We start from the raw sequence: 21,215 nt of genomic DNA, 5'->3' as shown, positions 1-21,215 counted from the left end.
TCGGGAAAGGCAGGTCAATCCTGTCGGGTTGAGGCGCGCTCAAAGGCGTCCAGCAGCGGTTGCAGGCGGTCGCGGCGGGTCTTGAGCGAGGCCTGATTGACAATCAGGCGCGACGAGATCGGCATGATGGCTTCGACTTCGCGCAGACCGTTGGCGCGCAGCGTGCCACCGGTCGAGATCAGATCGACGATGGCGTCGGCCAGCCCGACCAGCGGCGCCAGCTCCATCGAGCCATACAGCTTGATGATGTCGACGTAGACGCCCTTTTTGGCGAAGTGCTCGCGGGCCGATTGGACATACTTGGTGGCCACACGCAGCCGCGCGCCCTGGTGCACGGCGGCGCTGTAATCGAAGTCCTGACGCACCGCCACGCTCAGACGGCATTTGGCGATATCCAGGTCGATGGGCTGGTACAGACGGCCCGCCTGCCCTGCGGCATGCTCGATCAGCACGTCTTTGCCGGCAATGCCGAAATCGGCCGCACCATATTGCACGTAGGTGGGCACATCCGATGCGCGCACGATGATCAGGCGCAATCCAGGGTCGCTGGTGGGCAGGATCAGTTTGCGCGAGCTCTCGGGGCTCTCGCCCACTTCGATGCCGGCCTCGGCCAGCAAGGGCATGGTCTCTTCGAAAATGCGCCCCTTCGACAGGGCCAGTGTAAGGGGCGCGGGGGCGATGCTCATTCCTCTTCCTTGCCTGAGACGCGCTCGATACGCGCGCCGAGATTGCGCAGTTTGACTTCCATGCGATCGTAGCCGCGATCCAGATGATAGATGCGGTCGATCTGAGTGACGCCGTCGGCAGCCAGGCCGGCGATGACCAGACTGGCCGAGGCGCGCAGATCTGTGGCCATCACCTTGGCGCCGGACAATTGGCTGACGCCGCGCACCACAGCCGTATGGCCGTCGATGTCGATGTCTGCGCCGAGCCGGCAGAGCTCCTGGACATGCATGAAGCGGTTCTCGAAAATGTTCTCCACCACGATGGCCGTGCCTTCAGCCACGGCATTCAGGGCCATGATCTGGGCCTGCATGTCGGTGGCCAGGCCGGGATACTCGTGGGTGCGTACGCCAACGGCGCGCGGGCGGCTGTCCATGCTGGCGCGAATCCAGTCCGGGCCGGTCGTGATGTTCAGCCCGGCCTCGCCCAGCTTGTCCAGCGTGGCGCCCATGATGGCGGCATCGGTGTTGCGCAGCATGATGTCGCCGCCGGTCGCGCCGACCGCGCACAGGAAAGTGCCGGCCTCGATGCGGTCGGAAATCACCGTGTGGGTCGCTCCGTGCAGACGCTGCACCCCGTCGATGACGATGCGGTCGGTGCCATGCCCCTGGATGCGCGCGCCCATCTTGATGAGCAGTTCAGCCAGGTCGACGACCTCGGGCTCACGCGCGGCGTTCTCCAGGATGGTCTGGCCGTCTGCCAGCACGGCGGCCATCAGCAGGTTCTCGGTGCCGGTGACCGTCACCATGTCGGTGCGCACCGAGGCGCCCTTGAGGCGTTTGGCGCGCGCGACCACAAAGCCATGCTCCATAGTGATGTCAGCGCCCAGCGCCTCGAGACCCTTGATGTGCTGATCAACCGGACGCTGGCCAATGGTGCAGCCGCCAGGCAGGCTGACGCGCGCTTGGCCAAAACGTGCCAGCAGCGGGCCAAGCACCAGGATGGAGGCGCGCATGGTCTTGACCAGTTCATAGGGCGCTTCAAGGCTGTCGACCTGATCGGCCTGCAGCGTGACCTCGGTGCCTGAGCTGGCAGTCTTCACGCCCATCTGGCCCAGCAGGCGCAGCATGGTCCGGGTGTCGTTCAGTTCGGGCACATTGGCCAGGTGCAGCGGCTCGGCCGTCAACAGGCTGGCGCACAGAATGGGCAACGCCGAGTTCTTGGCGCCGGAGATGGCGATTTCGCCTTCCAGTCGGGCCCCGCCGGTGATGCGCAGCTTGTCCATCAACTGCCCGCCTTTTTGAACTCTTCAGGCGTGAGGGTGCGCATGGACAGCGCATGGATTTCGGCCTTCATGCGGTCGCCCAGTGCGGCGTATACCAGCTGATGGCGGGCGATCAGGCGCTTACCCTCGAAGGCAGGGCTGACGATGACGGCATCGAAATGCGAGCCATCGCCTTGCACGTCGATGTGTTCACAGGGCAGTCCGTCCACGATGTATTGGCGGACTTGCTCAGGGGTGGGAAGCATGAATTAGTTCCGAAGCTTGTAGCCGCGTGCCAGAAGGCGCAGCGCGAATAGAGACAATACGACGAAGACGCCGGCCACGACGGCCAGGCTTTGCCAGGGCGAGACATCCGAGATGCCAAAAAAACCGTGGCGGAAACCGTCGATGGTGTAGAAAAGCGGATTCCAGTGAGACACTGCCTGCCAGAACGGCGGCAGCGTGTGGATAGAGTAGAACACGCCCGACAGAAAGGTGGCTGGCATGACGAGAAAGTTCTGAAATGCAGCCAGCTGATCGAATTTCTCCGAACAGAGTCCGGCCACTACGCCCAGCACGGCCATGATGCCGCAGGCCAGAACGGCAAAGACCAGCACCCACAGCGGCTGGACCGGGACAAGCGGCACGAAAAACATCGCAACCAACCATACGCACACGCCTACGGCCATGCCGCGGGCAATGGCGGCGATGACGTACGCGGCGAAGATCTCGCGGTGTGACAGCGGCGGCAGCAGCACAAATACCAGATTTCCCGTGATCCTGCTCTGGATGAGCGAAGACGAGGGGTTGGCGAAGGCATTCTGCAGCATGCTCATCATCATCAGCCCCGGAATCAGGAATGCGGTGTACGGCACTGAGCCGTAGACCATCATCCGTCCTTCGAGCACGTGGGCAAAAACCAGCAGATACAACACCGCGGTGATGACGGGCGCGGCAATGGTCTGGAAACCCACCTTCCAGAAGCGCAGCAGTTCCTTGCGCAACAGGGTCGGAAAACCGGAGCCGGCATCCAGGCGCGGCTGCACCAGCGGTTCGGACGAGCTCATGGCAGGGTCTCCTCGTCGTTCAATACGGCAGGCAGGGGATCATCCTGATGCATGATGCGCACGAAGGCATCCTCGAGATCGACGCCGCCGACGCGCGCCAGCAGTGCCTGGGTGGTGTCCAGCGCGACGATGCGGCCGGCCTTGAGCATGGCGATGCGGCCACACAACGCCTCGGCTTCTTCGAGGTAGTGGGTGGTAAGCATGATGGTGTGCCCGGCGCGGTTCAGGCGCGAGATGAATTCCCAGAGCGTGCGGCGCAGATCCACATCCACGCCGGCGGTGGGTTCGTCCAGCACGATGACCGGTGGCCGGTGCACCAGCGCCTGCGCGACCAGCACGCGCCGCTTCATGCCGCCTGACAGCGCGCGCATATTGGCGTCGGCCTTATCGGCCAGGCCAAGGTTAAAGAGGATCTCGTCTATCCAGGCGTCGTTGTTGCGCAGGCCGAAGTACCCGGACTGTAAACGCAAGGTTTCCCGCACGGTAAAAAAAGGGTCGTACACCAATTCTTGAGGCACGACGCCCAGCGCGCGGCGGGCTTCCTTGTAGTTGTCGACGACGTCATAACCGCAGACGCTGGCCCGGCCCGCGGTAGCGCGCGCCAAGCCGGCCAGTACGGAGATCAGGGTGGTTTTGCCGGCGCCGTTGGGTCCGAGCAGGCCGAAGAACTCACCATGCTCGATACGCAGGCTCACGTCGTTCAAGGCTTGAAAGCCCGGTCCGGCCGTCGCGCCCAGGAGGCTTTTCCACCCTTGCCGGCGCGGCGGGTAGATTTTGGAGATGTGTTCGAGGCTGACGGCTGGCATAAATGCGGCGGAGATTCCCGGGGCATGGCCCGGTTGGCGCCCGGAAAGAGCGAAACCGTCATTATAGAGGGGCCGGGGCGAGCGGCCTGCGCACGGCCCCGGCTCAGGCGCCAGGCCTGCCGGCCTGGCGGCAACACTATTGGTTGCGCTGGTTCAGTGCATTGATCAGGCCGTCGATGCCGGTCTGATTGATTTGCTGCGCAAACTGATTGCGGTAGTTTTCGATGAGCCAGATGCCTTCGACGTTCAGGTCATAGATGCGCCAGCCTTGCGGGGTTTTCTCGAGGCGGTAATTGACCTGCACGGGTTGCGAGTTGCTCTGGCTGATGAGCGAGCGCACGACCACGTCATCGGCGTTGGGGTCGCCGCGCATGGGCAGCAGCTTGATCGTGGTGCCGTTGTCGACGTTCTTGAGCGCGCCGCTGTAGGTGCGCACCAGCGTGCCCCGGAAGGCTTCGGCCAGGCGTTTTTTCTGGTCATCGCTGGCCTGGCGCCAGAAGCGGCCGGCGGCCAGGCGGGTCGTTTTTTCGAAATTGACGTAAGGCAGGATGTTCTGGTTGACCACCTGGTTGATGTGGTTCAGGTCGCCAGACTTGACGCCGCGATCGGCCTTGAGCACGTTGATGGCGTGGTCGGCGGCATTCAGGACGAACTGGTCGGGCGCACCCTTGGGGTCAGGCGTCTGGGCTGCGGCAGCGCCGCTGACGATCAGGGCGCAGGCCAGAAATACGCGTTGCACAAAGGTAAAGACAGAAAACTGCATGAAAACTCCTTCTTCTTGCCCGGCGTTACTTGGCCGGTTGGGTAGCGGCGGGGGTCACCTGGGCAGGCGTATCGTCCTCGTCGTCGTCATCGTAGTTGGGCAGATCGGCGTCATCGCCGACGCGGTCGCCACGCACCAGGGAAGCGCGGCGTTGCAGATAGGCGTCGCGCACGAAGCTGTACGAATCCAGCGCAACGCGGTCCACGGTGTTGGTCACGTCCAGCAGATTGGCGCGTGCATCGACGACTTCCAGGCCCCAGAGCGAGTTGCGCAGCGGGATGTTGGTGATACGGCCGACCGTGGCTAACTGGTTGCCGTTCCAGTCGCCAATCAGGCCTACGCCGTCGCGCACGGAACTCGCGCCCCAGAACGGCAGCACGAGGTATGGGCCCTGGCCGAAGCCCCAGACGCCCAGCGTGGTGCCGAAGTCATTGGGAATCTTGCGCGCGCCGTTCATGGAGGCGACGTCGATACAACCGCCGATGCCCATGGTGGAGTTGAACAGGAAGCGGCCCAGGGTATTGATGAAGTCGTGACCGCGGCCTTGCAGCATGCTGTTGGCGCCGGCCCAGATATCGCCCAGGTTGCTGAACACATTGTGCACGCAGGTGCGTACGGGGGACGGCACGACGTAGGTGTAGCCCTGGGCGACGGGCTTGAACAGCGCCCGGTCTACCGTGTCGTTGAACTTGTACACGCCACGGTTAAAGCCCTCCCAGGGGTCCTTGGGGTCCGGGTGCTGCGACGCGGCGCACCCGGCCAGCACGGCGCCGGCGGCTGCGATGGTGGTCAGGCGGGTGAGGGCTTGCATCTTCATGGTGTAGCGCACCTTCGAGAGGTATTCGTAGGGTGGTGATATCGGGCCGCTGAGCAGCGCGGAGTTACTGAGCGCCGGACTCGCCTGCAGCCGTGCCCTGCTTTTCAGCCGTGCCGTAGAGGAACTTGCTGATCAGTTGCTCCAGCACGACAGCGCTTTGTGTATAGCGGATTTTGCCGCCATCGGCAAAATTTTCTTCCTCGCTGCCCGGGGTCACGCCGATGTATTGCTCACCCAGCAGGCCGGAGGTCAGGATGCTGGCTGAAGAGTCGGACGGAAACTGGTAGGGCACTTCCAGGTTCATGGTGACTACGGCCTGGAAACTCTTGTCATCGAAGCTGATCTGCGAGACGCGGCCGACAACTACCCCGGCGCTTTTGACCGGCGCGCGTACTTTCAAGCCACCGATATTGTCGAAACTGGCGGTGAGTGTGTAGGTGGGCGCGAAAGAGAAGCTGCTCAGATTGCCGGCGCGCAGCGCCAGGAATACCAGCGCCGCAGCGCCCAGCAGCACGAACAGGCCCACCCAGAAATCGGTTTTTTCACGTGACATGATGAATCCGTATCAATTGCCAAACATCAGGGCAGTCAGGAGAAAGTCCAGGCCCAGCACGGCCAGCGAGCCCACCACCACGGTGCGGGTGGTGGCGCGCGCCACGCCTTCCGGCGTGGGGCGGGCCTGCCAGCCTTCATACAGCGCCACCAGGGTCACGGTGACACCAAAAACGAGGCTTTTTATGACGCCATTGGCGACATCATTCCAGACGTCGACGCCGTCTTGCATCTGCGACCAGAATGCACCGGTATCCACACCTATCATTACGACGCCGACCACCCAGCCGCCCAGAATTCCCACCATGGAGAAGACGGCGGCCAGAATGGGCATGGCGATGACGCCGCCCCAGAAGCGCGGCACCAGTACACGGCGCATGGGGTCTACCGCCATGACCTCCATGGCAGCCAGCTGCTCGCCGGCCTTCATGAGGCCGATCTCGGCGGTCAGTGAGGTACCGGCACGCCCGGCAAACAGCAGCGCGGTCACGACCGGGCCGAGCTCGCGTACCAGTGACAAGGCCACCAGCAGGCCGAGCGCCTCCTCGGAACCATAGCGATTCAGAGTGTAGTAGCCCTGCAGGCCCAGCACGAACCCGACGAACATGCCGGACACGGCAATGATGAGCAACGAATAGTTGCCGATGAAGTGGATCTGTTGGGAGACCAGTCGCGGGCGCTGCAAGGCGATGCCCGATCGGGCGAGCACAGCCCCAAAAAACCGGGTGAAATAGCCCACGCTGCGGATGGCGTTGCCGACACCGGCCCCGATGGCGGAAATGAAACGGGCGCTCATGATTTGCGTCCTTGCTGTTGCCCCAGCCAGGCCTCGAAGGCGGGCGTTTCCGGGTAACGGAAGGCGACCGGTCCGTCGGGGGCGCCATCCAGGAACTGGCGGACATAGGGGTCTTCGGAGCCGCTCAGCGTCTCGGGGGTGCCCCACGCCTTCATCTGGCCCTGACCCACCAGGTAGACCCGGTCGGCAATGGCGAAAGATTCCTGGATGTCGTGGGTGATCAGCACCGAGGCACAGTGCAGCCGGTCGGAAAGATGCCGGATAAGGCGCGCGGTGATGCCCATCGAGATGGGGTCCAGCCCGGCGAAAGGCTCATCATAGAGAATGAGTTCGGGTTCCAGGACGACCGCCCGCGCCAGGGCTACCCGGCGCGCCATGCCGCCGGAGATCTCGGCCACGCGCAGATGCGCGGCGGCCCGCAGGCCAACGGCGTCGAGTTTGTCGAGCACTTTATCGAGAATCTCGGCCTCGCTGCATGAGGTGTGCTCACGCAGGGGAAAGGCAACATTTTCGTAGACGTTCAGGTCGGTAAAGAGCGCACCCTGCTGAAACAGCACGCCCATGCGCTTGCGCAGGCCCTGCAGCGTCTGGGCGGAGGCCGCCGCGACATCCTGGCCAAAGGCCAGTACCTGGCCGCGCTGCGCCACGATCTGACCGGTTGCTGCGCGCAGCAGTGTGGTTTTGCCAGACCCGGAGCCGCCCATGATGGCGACGACTTCGCCGGCGCTGACCTCGAGCGTGATGCCATAGAGCACGGTGAAGTCGCCATACCCCAGCGCCACGTCCTTGCAGGACAGTACGAGATCCGAGCTGTTGCTTGTGGAAACGGGCATGGGCAGCGGGTGGGTGACTGGACGGCCCTGAGACGACTCCAAGGCACGTGCGGGGTTGGCAAAGGGGGCATTGTAGCCCGAGCCCCTCGTGCATCGCGAGGGTGACTCACCGGTGGAACAGTGTTTTCCGCCGGACGGGGCCGCCATGGCCGGTATCAAGGCAGCCCCTGGGCGGAAATCGCTATTGCAGCGTGATGTTACCGGCCTTGATGACGCGGGCCCACTTGGCGGTTTCGTCGCGGATGAAGGTGCCGAACGCCTCGGGTGAGCCTCCGCCTGCCTGGCTGCCCGTATCGGAGATGGCTTTTTGCACCTCGGGATCCTTGAGAATGCGATTGAACTCCGTATTGAGCCGCGCGATGATGGGCGCGGGGGTCCCGGCAGGCGCCACAATCCCTTGCCAGTTGTAAGACTCGAACCCTGGCACGCCTGACTCGGCCATGGTGGGCACCTCGGGCAGGACGTCCAGACGTTTGGCCGAGGTCACGGCGATCGGGTGGATTTTCTTGCCCCGGATGGCCGGCAGGGCCGAATAGCCCATTTCAAACATCATGGTGATGTGGCCGCCCATCAGATCGGTGGCCGCCAGGCTGCCGCCTTTGTAGGGCACATGCACGATATCGATATTGGCCTGCTCGCGGAACATCTCTCCCGACAGGTGGTGAGCGCCGCCCACTCCGGACGAACCGAAGGTCAGCTTGCCTGGCGAGGTCTTGGCCAGGGCGATGAGTTCGGCCAGATTCTTGACCGGGACCTCGTTGTTGACGCTGAGCACCAGCGGGCTGTTTTCGATCAGGATAACCGGGGCCAGATCTTTGTCGACCTGATAAGGCACATCGGGCATGAGCGAAGGGTTGACCGTCAGCGGCGCCAGGTTACCCGTGCCGATGGTATAGCCGTCGGGTGCAGCCTTGGCAATGAGGTTGGTGCCGATGACCCCTCCGGCGCCCGCCTTGTTCTCGACCACGACGGTTTGCTGGAGCGCCTCGCCGAGTTTGCGCGCCAGGATACGCACGCGCGTATCGGCAAAGCCGCCAGGCGCATAGGGCACGATCAGGGTGATGGGTTTGGCGCGGGGCCAGTTGCCCGTGTCCTGACCGTGGGCGGCGCCGGCTGCGGCGGCGATTAGGCCAGCGGCAAGCAGGGGGCGAAAGAAACGCATGCGCGGAACTCCTCTCTGTTATTTGAGTTAGATCCGCGCATTATGCGCTGCCGGCAAGCCAGCGTCAGAAACGGTAGCCCACACCAACCGAGGCGACCCAGGGATCGATGCGCGCCGTGCCGACGCGATCGCCATTGAGTTTGACCTTCGACGAGATGTCGATATAGCGCAGGTCGGCATTGACGAACCAGCGTTCGTTCAACTTGATGTCTACGCCGAGCTGGCCGGCTACGCCCCAGGAGTCCTTGAGCTTGAGATCTGAACCGGCCAATGCGCCACGCGCCTTGGTGTCAAAGAAATGGGTGTAGTTAAGACCCACACCGACATAGGGTTGTACCGTGCTGTCGGGCAGGAAATGCCATTGCAGGCTCAACGTGGGAGGCAGTTGCTTGGTGCTGCCGATTTTGCCCAGGCCGCTACCGTTGATATCGTGCTGGAACGGCCAGGCGCCCAACAATTCGATACCCACGTTACGGGTGGCCATGTAAGTGACGGTGAACGACGGGCGCACATTGTTGTTGACGTCCAGCCCCACCGTGCCGTTGAGCACACTGCCGTTGTTGGACTTCGGGCGGACTTGCGACACGCCCAGTTTGAAGAGCCAGTCGCCCTCCTCGTGGGCCAACGCGGGGGCGGACAGGGCCACGCCACAGAGTGTGGCCAGGGCAATAGCGCGGGCGTGCCTGAAAACCGAATCCATTTCCTCTCTCCAGATATCTTGGTGCAGGAGTACAGGTTGGCAGAGCCAACGCCGGCCGGCCTTGACCTGGGTCAAACCCTTAGACGTTGATGCGGCAAGCGTGTTTATCCCGCCACAACGGAGCCGGTTTGCACCGCCGGAAAGCAAAAAGCCGGCCTGCGCAGGGCGCAGGCCGGCTCGTGCGTGCGTGTCCCGGCGGCTTAGCGCGGCAGCTCGGAGCTTCCCATCAGGAAGGCATCGACCGATCGGGCGCACTGGCGGCCCTCGCGGATGGCCCAGACCACCAGGGACTGCCCGCGGCGCATATCGCCGGCGGCAAAGACCTTGGAAACATTGGTCTGATAGTCATCGGTGTTCGCGCGCACGTTGCCGCGCGCATCGCGGTCCACGCCAAAGGCGTCGAGCACGCTTTGCACCGGGGATACAAAGCCCATGGCCAGCAGCACCAGGTCAGCCTTGACCTCGAACTCCGAGCCCTCGACCTCGTGCATCTTCATCTGACCCGTGGCTTCGTCCTTGACCCATTCCACACGGGCGCCGACGAGCTTCTCGATCTTGCCATTGGCGCCTTTGAACGCCTTGGTCGTGACCGACCAATCTCGCTGGCAGCCCTCTTCGTGCGAGGACGACGTGCGCAGCTTAAGCGGCCAGTAGGGCCAGACCATGGCGCGGTTTTCCTGCTCGGGCGGCTGCGGCATCAGTTCGAACTGAGTCACGGACAAGGCGCCATGACGGTTGCTCGTGCCCACGCAATCGGAGCCGGTGTCGCCTCCGCCGATGACGACCACATGCTTGCCGCGAGCCAGCGTCTGATTGCTCAGGCGGTCGCCGGCCACGGCCTTGTTCTGCTGGCGCAGGAAGTCCATGGCGTAGTAGACGCCTTCGAGTTCGCGTCCGGGAGCCGGCAGATCGCGGGGAAACTCCGAGCCGCCGCTCATGACCACGGCATCGAAATCGTCCAGCAGCGACTGCGGGCTGCGCACGCTCAGGCCGTCGGCGGCGGGATCCGTGGCATTGCCGATAAAGGTCGAGGGCGCGAATTCCACGCCTTCGGCTTCCATTTGCACGACCCGGCGGTCGATCTGCGACTTCTCGAGTTTGAAGTCAGGGATGCCATAGCGCAGCAGGCCACCGATACGATCGCTTTTCTCGAACACGGTCACGGCGTGGCCTGCGCGGGCCAACTGTTGAGCGCAGGCCAGGCCGGCCGGGCCTGAGCCCACGACGGCGACCCGCTTGCCGGTCTTGCGCGTGGGCAGCTTGGGGATCACCCAGCCTTCGGCCCAACCCTTGTCGATGATGGCGTGCTCAATGGACTTGATGCCGACAGCGTCGCTGTTGATATTCAAGGTACAGGCAGCTTCGCAGGGCGCCGGGCAAATGCGGCCGGTGAACTCCGGAAAGTTGTTGGTCGAGTGCAGCACGTCGAGCGCTGCCCGCCAGTCCTGGTGGTAGACGAGGTCGTTCCAGTCCGGAATGATGTTGTTGACCGGGCAGCCGTTGTTGCAGAACGGAATGCCGCAGTCCATGCAGCGTGCCGCCTGCTGCTTGGCCTGATCATCGTTCAAGTGCAGAACGAACTCGCGCCAGTTCTTCAGACGCTTTTGCGGAGCTTCCGACGCCTCTTGCAGGCGTTGATACTCCATGAAACCAGTGATCTTTCCCATGTCGGTCCTCAAGCAGCCATTTGTTGCGGGTTGGCTGCACGCCACATTTCACCCAGGGCGCGGCGGTATTCCGTCGGCATGACTTTGACGAACTTGCCGCGCGAGGCTTCCCAGTCACCCAGTACTTCACGGGCGCGGTAACTGCCGGTGTAGCGGAAGTGGTCTTCCACCAGTCGGCGCAGTATGGTTTCGTCTGTCTCGCGCTCGCCGCCGCGTTGAGCGCTGTGCCAGATTTCGATATTGCCCAAGGCCTGTTGCTCGGTGTGCGGAACGACCGCCTCGAGTTCGACCATGGACAGGTTGCAGCGGTGCTTGAACGTGCCGTCCGGATCCCAGACATAGGCCACGCCACCCGACATGCCGGCGGCGAAGTTGCGTCCGGTCTCGCCCAGCACGATGACCGTACCGCCTGTCATGTACTCGCAGCCGTGGTCACCCGTGCCTTCGACGACTGTCGCCGCCCCCGAGTTGCGCACCGCGAAGCGTTCGCCAGCCACGCCGTTGAAGAAAGCTTCGCCAGCCAGCGCGCCATACATGACCGTATTGCCGGCAATGATGTGATCCGGGCCGAAGCCGCGGAAATCATTGGGCGAGCGCACGATGATCCGGCCACCCGAGAGGCCCTTGCCGACGTAATCGTTGCCTTCGCCCACCAGGTCCATGGTGATGCCATGCGCCAGGAAGGCCCCAAAGCTCTGGCCCGCCGTGCCGTTGCACTGGATGTGGATAGTGTCGTCAGGCAGGCCATCGTGACCATAGCGTGCCGCTACGGCGCCCGAGAGCATGGCGCCGATCGTGCGGTTGCGGTTGCGCACCGGCACGATGAAGGACACTTTCTCGCCGCGCTCGATGGCAGGGCGGGCGCGTTCGATCAACTGGTGGTCCAGCGCACCTGCCAGGCCGTGATCCTGCTCTTCGACGTGGCGCACGGCGCTGTCGGAGTTCACCCGATGGAAGACGCGCTGGAAATCCAGGCCGCGCGCTTTCCAGTGCTCGACGCCGGTGCGCATATCGAGCAAATCGGTGCGGCCGATCAGGTCTTCAAACTTGCGAATGCCCAGTTGAGCCATGATCTCGCGCACTTCCTCGGCGACGAAGAAGAAGTAGTTCACGACGTGCTCGGGTTTGCCCTGGAATTTCTTGCGCAGTTCCGGATCTTGCGTGGCCACGCCCACCGGGCAGGTGTTCAGGTGGCACTTGCGCATCATGATGCAGCCTTCGACGACCAGGGGGGCCGTCGCGAAGCCGAACTCATCGGCGCCCAACAGCGCACCGATGATGACGTCGCGGCCGGTCTTCATCTGGCCGTCGGCCTGCACACGGATGCGGCTGCGCAGGCGGTTGAGCACCAGCGTCTGCTGGGTCTCGGCCAGGCCGAGTTCCCAGGGTGTGCCGACGTGCTTGATGGACGAGACGGGCGAGGCGCCCGTGCCGCCGTCGTGACCCGCGATCACGACGTGATCGGCCTTGGCCTTTGCCACGCCGGCAGCCACGGTGCCCACACCCACCTCGGAGACGAGCTTGACGGAGATCGAGGCGCGCGAGTTGACGTTCTTCAGATCGTGAATCAGCTGAGCCAGATCTTCGATCGAGTAGCTGTCGTGGTGCGGCGGCGGCGAAATCAGGCCCACGCCAGGCACGGAATAGCGCAGCTTGGCGATGTACTCGGACACCTTGTGACCAGGCAGCTGGCCGCCCTCGCCGGGCTTGGCGCCCTGCGCCATCTTGATCTGAATCTGGTCGGCGCTCGACAGGTACTCAGCGGACACGCCGAAACGGCCCGATGCCACCTGTTTGATGCGCGAGCGCAGCGAGTCGCCCTTCTTGAGCGGCACATCGGCTTCGATGCGGTCGCTGCCCAGCAGCGAAGCAAGCGTGTCGCCGTCCTTGATCGTGCTCTTGCCTTTGCGCATTTCGGCGCGATAGCGCAGTTCGTCCTCGCCGCCTTCGCCGGTGTTGGATTTGCCGCCGATACGGTTCATGGCCACGGCCAGCACCGAGTGGGCTTCGGTGGAGATGGACCCCAGCGACATGGCGCCCGTGGCAAAGCGGCGCACGATGTCTTTGGCCGGTTCGACTTCGTCGAGCGAGATCGCACGCGCCGGGTCGACACGGAACTCGAACAGACCACGCAGCGTCATGTGGCGCCGGCTCTGGTCATTGATGATCTGCGCGTACTCTTTGTACGTGCGGTAGTTGTTCGAGCGCGACGCGTGTTGCAGCTTGGCAATCGAGTCCGGTGTCCACATATGCTCTTCGCCGCGGACGCGGAAGGCATACTCGCCGCCTGCGTCCAGCGCGTTCTCGAGCACGGGGTCGGCACTGAACGCTGCGCGGTGCATGCGCAACGCTTCCTCGGCGACCTGGAAAATGCCGATGCCTTCGATGTTGGAGGCCGTGCCGGTGAAGTACTTTTCGACCAGCTCGCGTTGCAGGCCGACCGCTTCGAAAATCTGCGCGCCGCAATAGGACATGAAGGTGGAAATGCCCATCTTGGACATGACTTTGTTCAGGCCCTTGCCTACCGCTTTGATGTAGTTCTTGACGGCTTTTTCAGGGCTGCTCATGCGGCCCAGCGACTCCAGCGCCAGGTAGGGGTGGACGGCTTCGGCGCCGTAGCCGCCCAGCAGCGCGAAATGATGCACTTCGCGGGCCGAGCCGGTTTCCACGACCAGGCCGGTGTTGGTGCGCAGGCCGGCGCGGATCAGGTGCTGGTGCACCGCCGAGGTGGCCAGCAGCGCCGGAATGGCAACGCGTTCGCTGTCGACCAGGCGGTCGGAGACGATGAGTATGTTGTAGCCGCTTTGCACGGCATCGACGGCGCGGGCGCACAAGGCTGCCACGCGGGCTTCGATGCCTTCCGAACCCCAGGCCGCCGGATAGGTGATATCCAGTTCGTAGCTGCGGAACTTCTGGCCGGTGACTTGATCGATGTCACGGATCTGCGCCATGGCGGCGAAATCCAGCACCGGCTGCGAGACTTCCAGGCGCAGCGGCGGGTTGACGTTGTTGATGTCCAGCAGGTTGGGCTTGGGGCCGATGAAGGACACCAGCGACATGACCATCTGCTCGCGGATCGGATCGATCGGCGGGTTGGTTACCTGAGCAAACAGCTGACGGAAGTAGTTGAAGAACGGCTTGGCGCGGTTCGACAGCACGGCCAGCGGCGCATCGTTGCCCATGGAGCCGATGACTTCTTCACCGGTGTTCGCCATGGGTTCGAGGATGAACTTGTAATCTTCCTGAGTCCAGCCGAAGGCTTGCTGGCGATCCAGCAGAGACACCGGGGTCTGCGTGGCAGGCGAGTTGGAACGCGGCGCGGGCAGCGACTCCAGTTTGATCTGCAGCCGCTCGATCCACTGGCGATAGGGACGGCTGTTGGCCAGCTGGGATTTGATCTCGCTGTCGTCGATGATGCGGCCCTGCTCCAGGTCGATCAGGAACATCTTGCCTGGCTGCAGGCGCCACTTCTTGACGATGCGGTTTTCGGGGATGGACAGCGTGCCGGCTTCGGAAGCCATGATGACCATGTCGTCATCGGTGACCAAGTAACGTGCCGGACGCAGGCCATTGCGATCCAGGGTGGCGCCGATCTGGCGGCCATCGGTGAAGGCCACCGCCGCCGGGCCGTCCCACGGTTCCATCATGGCCGCGTGATACTCGTAGAAGGCGCGACGGCTCTGGTCCATCTGCGTATGCTGCTCCCAGGCTTCCGGGATCATCATCATCATCGCGTGGGCCAGCGAGTAGCCGGAGTTGACCAGCAATTCGAGGCAGTTGTCGAATGTGGCGGTATCCGACTGGCCTTCGTAGACGATGGGATAGAGCTTTTTCAGATCGTCGCCCAGCACGGCCGATTGCATCATCCCTTCACGGGCGCGCAACCAGTTGAAGTTGCCCTTGACCGTGTTGATTTCGCCGTTGTGGGCGATCATGCGGTAGGGGTGAGCCAGGGGCCAGGCCGGGAAGGTGTTGGTCGAGAAGCGTTGATGCACCAGGGCAAGGGCCGACACGGTGCGCGGATCCGCCAGGTCGCGGTAGTAGCGGCCGACCTGGTCGGCCAGCAGCAGACCCTTGTAGACCACGGTACGCACTGAGGCCGACGGGACAAAGTACTCTTTGCCATGCGCCAGACGCATGTTCTGGATGGCATGGCTGGCCGTTTTGCGGATGACATAGAGCTTGCGCTCCAGAGCATCGGGCACCATCACGTCGGCGCCACGGCCGATGAACAGTTGGCGGATGACGGGTTCGCAATCGCGCACGGTCGGCGACATGGGCATGTCGCGGTCCACGGGCACGTCGCGCCAGCCCAGCACGATCTGGCCCTCGGCGCGCACCGACCGCTCCAGCTCTTGCTCACAGGCCAGACGCGAGGCGGTTTCCTTGGGCAGGAACACCATGGCCACCCCGTACTCGCCCGGAGGCGGCAGGGTGACGCCTTGTTGCGTCATTTCATCGCGGTACAGCGTGTCCGGAATCTGAATCAGAATGCCCGCGCCGTCGCCCATCAGTTTGTCGGCACCGACGGCGCCACGATGGTCGAGGTTCTCAAGGATCTTCAGACCCTGCAGGATGATGGCGTGACTTTTGCGGCCTTTGATATGGGCGACAAAGCCGACGCCGCAGGCGTCATGTTCGTTCAGGGGGCTGTACAGACCTTGTGCGGCAGGCAGGCCGATGCGCGAGGCATCGATGGCAACCGCCGCAACCGGGCGACAGGATTCTTTTTGGGGGGTATGGGACATAACGCGCTCCGCAGTGGCCTGCGTCGTAAATGGTGCAGTGCACGGTGAAGTTACCCCCTGCAAGGAGCGAGTGCAAGTTGTATTTTGATGTTTTGTCCCTAAATATATTCCTGCTAATTTAGTTTGGAATTAATTGGGGACGACATTAATTTGACGTTATATCAATGGGTTGGAATTTCTCCCTTTAATGCGTCCCTAGTTTAATTTGGTAGCAAGCGGAAAATCCCGTTGATTCGTCCCTGATTAAATAGCCACAAAACGGCCAAAAAAAGGTTCATCGCGGAATAGCGTGGAGCCGTGCTTGATTGCCGTTACGCTTGATCCTTGATTTTTCAAGGATCAAGGCCGGGATCATGCTGGACCGCAAGACGATCGAGAGGTTGGGTGGGTGGGAAGGTTATCGGGTGGAGCGGGTCGTGTGGCCTGAAGGTGAGAGCCGGACGGTCACGATTTACCTGAAGCCTTCAGCGCGAACGATGCACTGCGAGCACTGCGGCAACCGATGTCGGCAGGTGCATGAGACGACCACGCGCCGGGTGCGGGATCTGCCGCTAATGGCGCTGCGAGTGACGCTGGTAGTGCCGCGTCGGCGGGTCTGGTGCGAGCAGTGCGGTGGACCGCATCTGGAGAGGCTGAGCTGGCTGGGCCGTTACCAGCGAGTGACCGACCGGCTGGCCGAGGCGGTCAGCCAGTTGCTTGAGTCCAGCAACATTCTGGCCGTGGCGCGCTTCTTCCAACTGGGTTGGCACACGGTCAAGGCGCTGGACAAGGCCCTGCTGCGACGGGCGATCCAAGAGCCGGACTGGAGCCAGATCCACTACCTAGCGATGGACGAGTTCGCTCTACACAAGGGCCATCGTTATGCCACGGTCGTTGTCGATCCGATCCGCCGTCAGGTGCTATGGATCGGTGATGGCCGCTCGCGCGAGACGGCCAGAGCCTTCTTCGAACAACTGCCAACTGGGGTTGCCCAGCAGATCCGGGCCGTAGCGATCGACATGACGACGGCCTATGAGCTGGAGATTCAGGCCAACTGCCCCAACGCCGAGATCGTCTACGACCTGTTCCACGTCGTGGCCAAGTACGGCCGTGAAGTGATAGACCGGGTGCGTGTAGACCAAGCGAACCAGTTGCGGCACGACAAGCCGGCCCGCCGGGTGATCAAGTCCAGTCGCTGGCTACTGCTGCGCAATCGCAAAAACCTCGATCCGTGCCAATCGGTAAAGTTGGACGAGTTGCTCCAGGCCAACCAGCCCTTGCTCACCGCTTATCTGATGCGCGATGAGCTCAAACAGCTGTGGTTCTACCAACACCCCGGCTACGCCCGCCAGGCATGGGATCACTGGCTGCAACAGGCTCAGGGCAGCGGCATCGCCGCCTTGGCTCACTTCGCGCTCAAGCTAAAAGCCTATCTGCACGGGATTCTGTCTCGCTGTCGCCACCGGCTCAACACCAGCATCGTCGAGGGCATCAACAACACCATCAAAGTCATCAAGCGCCGCGCCTACGGCTACCGCGATCAGGAGTACTTCTTCCTCAAGATCCGGTCTGCATTCCCCGGTATTCCTCGATGAACCAAAAAAAGGCGCTGTGCTGACGTGGCAGGCGCACAAATTCGGGGGCCGTGACATGCCATGGCGATGGCGTGCCAACCAAAAAACATTACCCGGCCAGGGGGCCGGGTAATGGTCAGTTGGGCGTGCCAGGCGGCAGGTCGTCGGAGCCCTCTGGCGAGAGCGAAGCGGGTTTTTTGCGCGGACGCCCACGTTGCCCAGGTGCGACCCGGCGGCTGGCGGTGTGCGTGAGGCTGGCGATGAAGTCCGGCCCACCCAGCGCCCATTGCCCAGAGACGGCCTGCTCGATGCGTTGCGTCTGGTCGCGCGACAGGCCGTCATGCAGCAACTTGCGGTAATTGGCCTGGCGGTCAAATGGCGTATTGCCGCAAGACCAGTAGTCCGCATGATCGGATTGCCACTGCGCGGCCGCCACACTGGAGCCGCCGGTATGGCTGGCCGCGGAAGACCAGGGCCAGGTGTCGGCCTCGACGGACGAACCGCTGCGTACGGGATAAGTTTCAAGCCAGACCAGTGAGGGCATCACCCAGACGCCTGGCTCGAGCAGGGCCGAGCGGTAGCGTCCAGCGAACACACGCCCGCCTCGCAGCCGGGCGGCCAGATTGCGGCCCAGCGTCTGCATCAGGCGCGGCAGACCTTCTTCGTCGGCAGGCGTGGCCAGCAACAAGATGCGGTCATTGGCCAGGACCCAGCCGTGCACGGCGACTTTGTGGCGCTGCGCAGACTCGCCTAACCAACCGGCCAGCTGATTGAGGATGTCCGAGGGTGCGGGCTGCGAAGGCGATGCCAGCGACTGGACAAAGTTGGCCTGCACCAATTGGGGCAGCCCTGGAGCATACAGACGGGGCAGACGGGCCATAGGAAGTCTCGCGGTGGCGCAAGCGCGTTAGGGAGCTATATACCCTATATAAATAGTGCCACCATCGCCTGCGGTCAAGCCCGCGATTTCGGTTCCGGAGGCACGCGACTGGTCAGGTTAACATCTGGAACTGTTTTTCAGTACTCGCAGATACACCTAGGAGCCTCGCATGAAGACCAAAGCCGCCATCGCCTGGAAGGCCGGTGCCCCGTTGACCGTCGAAGAAGTCGACCTGGACGGCCCGCGTGCCGGCGAGGTGCTGATCGAAGTCAAGGCCACCGGCATCTGTCACACCGACTATTACACGCTGTCAGGTGCAGACCCGGAGGGTATTTTTCCCGCCATCCTGGGTCATGAAGGCGCCGGTGTGGTCGTCGATGTCGGGCCGGGTATGACTTCGCTGCGCAAGGGCGATCACGTCATCCCGCTCTACACCCCCGAATGCCGCCAGTGCAAATTCTGCCTGTCGCGCAAGACCAATCTGTGCCAGGCCATTCGCAGCACGCAGGGCAAGGGCCTGATGCCCGACGGCAGCTCGCGTTTTTCCATCGACGGCAAGCCCATCTTTCACTATATGGGCACCTCCACCTTCGCCAACCACATCGTGGTGCCGGAGATCGCTGTGGCCAAGGTGCGGGAGGATGCACCCTTTGACAAGATCTGCTACATCGGTTGCGGCGTGACCACCGGTATCGGCGCCGTCGTCTATACGGCCAAGGTCGAGGCCGGCGCCAACGTCGTCGTGTTCGGCCTGGGCGGCATCGGGCTGAACGTCATCCAGGGCGCCAAAATGGTGGGCGCCGACAAGATCATCGGTGTCGATCTGAACCCCGAGCGGGAAGCCATGGCACGCAAGTTCGGCATGACCCACTTCGTCAATCCCAGCGACGTTGAAAACGTGGTCGATCACATCGTGCAGTTGACCGATGGCGGCGCCGATTATTCCTTCGAGTGCATCGGCAACACCAAGGTGATGCGCCAGGCGCTGGAGTGCTGCCACAAGGGCTGGGGCCAGTCCATCATCATCGGTGTGGCCGAGGCGGGCGCCGAAATCAGCACCCGCCCCTTCCAACTGGTGACCGGGCGGGAATGGAAGGGCTCGGCCTTCGGCGGCGCACGTGGCCGTACCGATGTCCCCAAGATCGTGGACTGGTATATGGAAGGCAAGATCAACATCGATGATCTGATCACCCATACGCTGCCGCTGGATCGCATCAATGAGGGGTTTGACCTGATGAAGCGTGGCGAGTCCATCCGTTCGGTCGTGCTTTACTGACGGACAGGCTATGGAACTGCTCTCTGAACACCGGGCTTTCGGCGGACGCCAGCGCTTTTACCGCCATGATTCCACCGCGATCGGCCTGCCCATGCGGTTTTCGGTCTTTCTGCCCCGGCAGGCCGAAAACGGCCGCGTGCCAGTGCTGTTTTATCTGGCCGGGCTGACCTGCACCGAAGAAACGTTCATGATCAAGGCTGGCGCCCAGCGTCTGGCCGCCGAGCACGGCCTCATGCTGGTCAGTTGCGACACCAGCCCGCGTGGTGCGGCAGCGCCGGGTGAGGCCGAGCACTGGGATTTTGGCGTCGGTGCGGGCTTTTATCTGGATGCGAGCAGTGAGCCGTACGCGGCGCACTACCGCATGGAAAGCTACGTGGCTCAGGAGCTGTTCGATCTGGCGACCCGTGAACTGCCCGGCGATGCCGCGCGCGCCGGCATCTTTGGCCATTCCATGGGCGGGCATGGTGCGCTGACCCTGGCCCTGCGTCATCCCGGGCGCTGGGCAAGCGTTTCGGCTTTCGCGCCGATCGCCGCGCCGATGCGCTGCCCATGGGGCCAGAAGGCCTTCTCGGGCTATCTGGGGCAGGACCGTGCGGGGTGGGCGCAGCACGACGCCAGCGAGCTGATGCTTGGCCTGAAAAATCCCTATCCGCAGGGCATATTGATTGATCAAGGGCTGTCGGATCAATTCCTGGCCGAGCAACTGTATCCCGAGGTGTTCGAAGCGGCTTGCCAGCATGCCGGCCAGGCGCTGACCTTGCGCCGCCACGAAGGCTATGACCACGGCTACTACTTCATCTCGACCTTCATGGCGGATCACATCCGGTTTCACGTCGAGCGCTTGCGTTAAGGCCTGGCCGGCGGGCCGCTTTTATACTTTCGCGACCCCTGACTGGAGCGCCTGTCCTTGACTGATCTGCTGACGCCTTTCGTGTGGACCGCCCTGGTGGCGGTCATCGTGCTTCTGCTTGGCCTGGGCATGCTGCTGGGCAGCGGTGGCGGGCGTGACGACATGGGCCGCAAGACCTTCCGTCTGCGGCCCGTGCGGCGCGTTGTCGGCTTGCTGCTGGCCGCGCTGGCTTGTGTCTCGGTTCTGCTGGCGTTGTCGCTGCTGCAGTTCTTCCGTTTGACGACCGATCAACCGGTTGCCGAGATCCAGGTCAGCCGCCAGAACGACAATCAATACCTGGTGTCGGCGCGGGCCGAGGGGCTGGGGCAGCGCGACTACACCCTTTATGGCGACGAATGGCAGATCGATGCCAAGGTGGTTCGCTGGCGGTTGCCGGCGCTGATGGCGGGCGCTCCGCCGCTATACCGCCTGGAGCGGCTGTCGGGCCGTTATCGCGACGTGCAGCGCGAGCAAAGTGGCACCCGCTCGGTGTACGCCCTGGATGATTGGCCTGTGCCGGATATCAGCGCTGTCAAAGGCTGGTTGCCGGGATGGCTGCCCTTTGTGGACGTCACCTATGGCAGTGCGGCATACATGCCTCTTTTCGAGGGGGCCCGCTACCAGGTGTTGTTCGATGCGCGCGGCGCGTTGTTCATCCGTCCTGCCGACGCGGCCACGGAAGCGGGCTTGAGGCAGCGCGGCTGGTAGCCGCTGGCGCTTGGTCCAATTGTGGCCCCGCGGCGCGCCCATGCGTACCCGTGGCTTTCTACACTGGGGCA

19 protein-coding genes are annotated in these 21,215 nt (G+C 63.1%); 4 read left to right on the top strand and 15 right to left on the bottom strand.

Translation table 11 applies throughout. The features are described from left to right. Positions 1 to 14: 14 nt before the first annotated feature. From hisG to LK440_RS15710, 14 genes are all read right to left on the bottom strand, one after another. Positions 15 to 686 carry an ATP phosphoribosyltransferase gene (hisG, locus tag LK440_RS15775; RefSeq protein ID WP_005017600.1) on the bottom strand — a complete coding sequence of 224 codons (672 nt, stop codon included), beginning with the start codon at positions 684 to 686 and terminating at the stop codon, positions 15 to 17. After that, complete coding sequence (murA, locus tag LK440_RS15770) at positions 683 to 1,948, bottom strand: UDP-N-acetylglucosamine 1-carboxyvinyltransferase (RefSeq protein ID WP_005017602.1); 1,266 nt, start codon at positions 1,946 to 1,948, stop codon at positions 683 to 685. Before murA ends, hisG begins: the two co-directional genes overlap by 4 nt. Further along, the gene (locus LK440_RS15765) at positions 1,948 to 2,193 is read right to left on the bottom strand and encodes a BolA family protein (protein WP_005017603.1); all 246 of its coding nucleotides are present in this window, start codon (positions 2,191 to 2,193) and stop codon (positions 1,948 to 1,950) included. Before LK440_RS15765 ends, murA begins: the two co-directional genes overlap by 1 nt. A gap of 3 nt (positions 2,194 to 2,196) precedes the next feature. After that, positions 2,197 to 2,994 carry an ABC transporter permease gene (locus LK440_RS15760; protein WP_005017606.1) on the bottom strand — a complete coding sequence of 266 codons (798 nt, stop codon included), beginning with the start codon at positions 2,992 to 2,994 and terminating at the stop codon, positions 2,197 to 2,199. After that, positions 2,991 to 3,800 (bottom strand): ABC transporter ATP-binding protein, encoded by an 810-nt coding sequence (locus LK440_RS15755; RefSeq protein ID WP_005017608.1) that lies wholly within the window; start codon positions 3,798 to 3,800, stop codon positions 2,991 to 2,993. Before LK440_RS15755 ends, LK440_RS15760 begins: the two co-directional genes overlap by 4 nt. Before the next feature lie 136 nt (positions 3,801 to 3,936). After that, positions 3,937 to 4,563, bottom strand: a complete 627-nt coding sequence (locus tag LK440_RS15750; protein ID WP_005017611.1) for an MlaC/ttg2D family ABC transporter substrate-binding protein — start codon at positions 4,561 to 4,563, stop codon at positions 3,937 to 3,939. Positions 4,564 to 4,588: 25 nt separating this feature from the next. After that, positions 4,589 to 5,380 (bottom strand): MlaA family lipoprotein, encoded by a 792-nt coding sequence (locus LK440_RS15745; RefSeq protein WP_005017613.1) that lies wholly within the window; start codon positions 5,378 to 5,380, stop codon positions 4,589 to 4,591. 64 nt (positions 5,381 to 5,444) lie between these two features. Next, positions 5,445 to 5,933 carry an outer membrane lipid asymmetry maintenance protein MlaD gene (gene mlaD, locus LK440_RS15740; protein WP_005017615.1) on the bottom strand — a complete coding sequence of 163 codons (489 nt, stop codon included), beginning with the start codon at positions 5,931 to 5,933 and terminating at the stop codon, positions 5,445 to 5,447. Between the two features lie 12 nt (positions 5,934 to 5,945). Next, positions 5,946 to 6,728 carry a lipid asymmetry maintenance ABC transporter permease subunit MlaE gene (gene mlaE, locus LK440_RS15735; RefSeq protein WP_005017617.1) on the bottom strand — a complete coding sequence of 261 codons (783 nt, stop codon included), beginning with the start codon at positions 6,726 to 6,728 and terminating at the stop codon, positions 5,946 to 5,948. Further along, complete coding sequence (locus LK440_RS15730; RefSeq protein ID WP_005017621.1) at positions 6,725 to 7,561, bottom strand: ABC transporter ATP-binding protein; 837 nt, start codon at positions 7,559 to 7,561, stop codon at positions 6,725 to 6,727. Before LK440_RS15730 ends, mlaE begins: the two co-directional genes overlap by 4 nt. 181 nt (positions 7,562 to 7,742) lie before the next feature. Beyond that, positions 7,743 to 8,723 carry a tripartite tricarboxylate transporter substrate binding protein gene (locus LK440_RS15725; RefSeq protein WP_005017622.1) on the bottom strand — a complete coding sequence of 327 codons (981 nt, stop codon included), beginning with the start codon at positions 8,721 to 8,723 and terminating at the stop codon, positions 7,743 to 7,745. Between the two features lie 64 nt (positions 8,724 to 8,787). Further along, a complete protein-coding gene (locus LK440_RS15720; protein WP_005017624.1) occupies positions 8,788 to 9,423 on the bottom strand; it encodes an OmpW/AlkL family protein in 636 nt (211 codons plus the stop codon). A gap of 200 nt (positions 9,424 to 9,623) precedes the next feature. Further along, the gene (locus tag LK440_RS15715) at positions 9,624 to 11,090 is read right to left on the bottom strand and encodes a glutamate synthase subunit beta (RefSeq protein ID WP_005017625.1); all 1,467 of its coding nucleotides are present in this window, start codon (positions 11,088 to 11,090) and stop codon (positions 9,624 to 9,626) included. An 8-nt stretch (positions 11,091 to 11,098) separates the two neighbouring features. Next, entirely contained in the window at positions 11,099 to 15,838 is a 4,740-nt protein-coding gene (locus LK440_RS15710) for a glutamate synthase-related protein (protein WP_005017627.1), read from the bottom strand. A 353-nt stretch (positions 15,839 to 16,191) separates the two neighbouring features. Between LK440_RS15710 and LK440_RS15705 the strand changes: the two genes are divergently transcribed. Continuing rightward, positions 16,192 to 17,412 carry an ISL3 family transposase gene (locus LK440_RS15705; protein WP_005011985.1) on the top strand — a complete coding sequence of 407 codons (1,221 nt, stop codon included), beginning with the start codon at positions 16,192 to 16,194 and terminating at the stop codon, positions 17,410 to 17,412. 115 nt (positions 17,413 to 17,527) lie between these two features. On the opposite strand, the gene LK440_RS15700 is transcribed toward LK440_RS15705, so the two are convergent. Further along, positions 17,528 to 18,271 (bottom strand): hypothetical protein, encoded by a 744-nt coding sequence (locus LK440_RS15700; RefSeq protein ID WP_005017628.1) that lies wholly within the window; start codon positions 18,269 to 18,271, stop codon positions 17,528 to 17,530. A 169-nt stretch (positions 18,272 to 18,440) separates the two neighbouring features. On the opposite strand from LK440_RS15700, the gene LK440_RS15695 reads away from it, so the two are divergent. Genes LK440_RS15695 through LK440_RS15685 form a run of 3 tightly spaced genes read left to right on the top strand, consistent with a single transcriptional unit; the run spans position 18,441 to position 21,144 of the window. Then, positions 18,441 to 19,547 (top strand): S-(hydroxymethyl)glutathione dehydrogenase/class III alcohol dehydrogenase, encoded by a 1,107-nt coding sequence (locus tag LK440_RS15695; protein ID WP_005017629.1) that lies wholly within the window; start codon positions 18,441 to 18,443, stop codon positions 19,545 to 19,547. Between the two features lie 10 nt (positions 19,548 to 19,557). Then, entirely contained in the window at positions 19,558 to 20,397 is an 840-nt protein-coding gene (gene fghA, locus LK440_RS15690; RefSeq protein ID WP_005017630.1) for an S-formylglutathione hydrolase, read from the top strand. Positions 20,398 to 20,454: 57 nt separating this feature from the next. Further along, a complete protein-coding gene (locus tag LK440_RS15685; protein WP_005017631.1) occupies positions 20,455 to 21,144 on the top strand; it encodes a hypothetical protein in 690 nt (229 codons plus the stop codon). Positions 21,145 to 21,215 lie beyond the last annotated feature (71 nt).

The organism is Bordetella holmesii (assembly GCF_020735985.1).
GTDB classification, from domain to species: Bacteria; Pseudomonadota; Gammaproteobacteria; order Burkholderiales; family Burkholderiaceae_B; genus Bordetella; species Bordetella holmesii.
The sequence above is the reverse complement of the archived record's forward strand: the minus strand, read 5'-3'. Positions and strand labels throughout refer to the sequence as shown.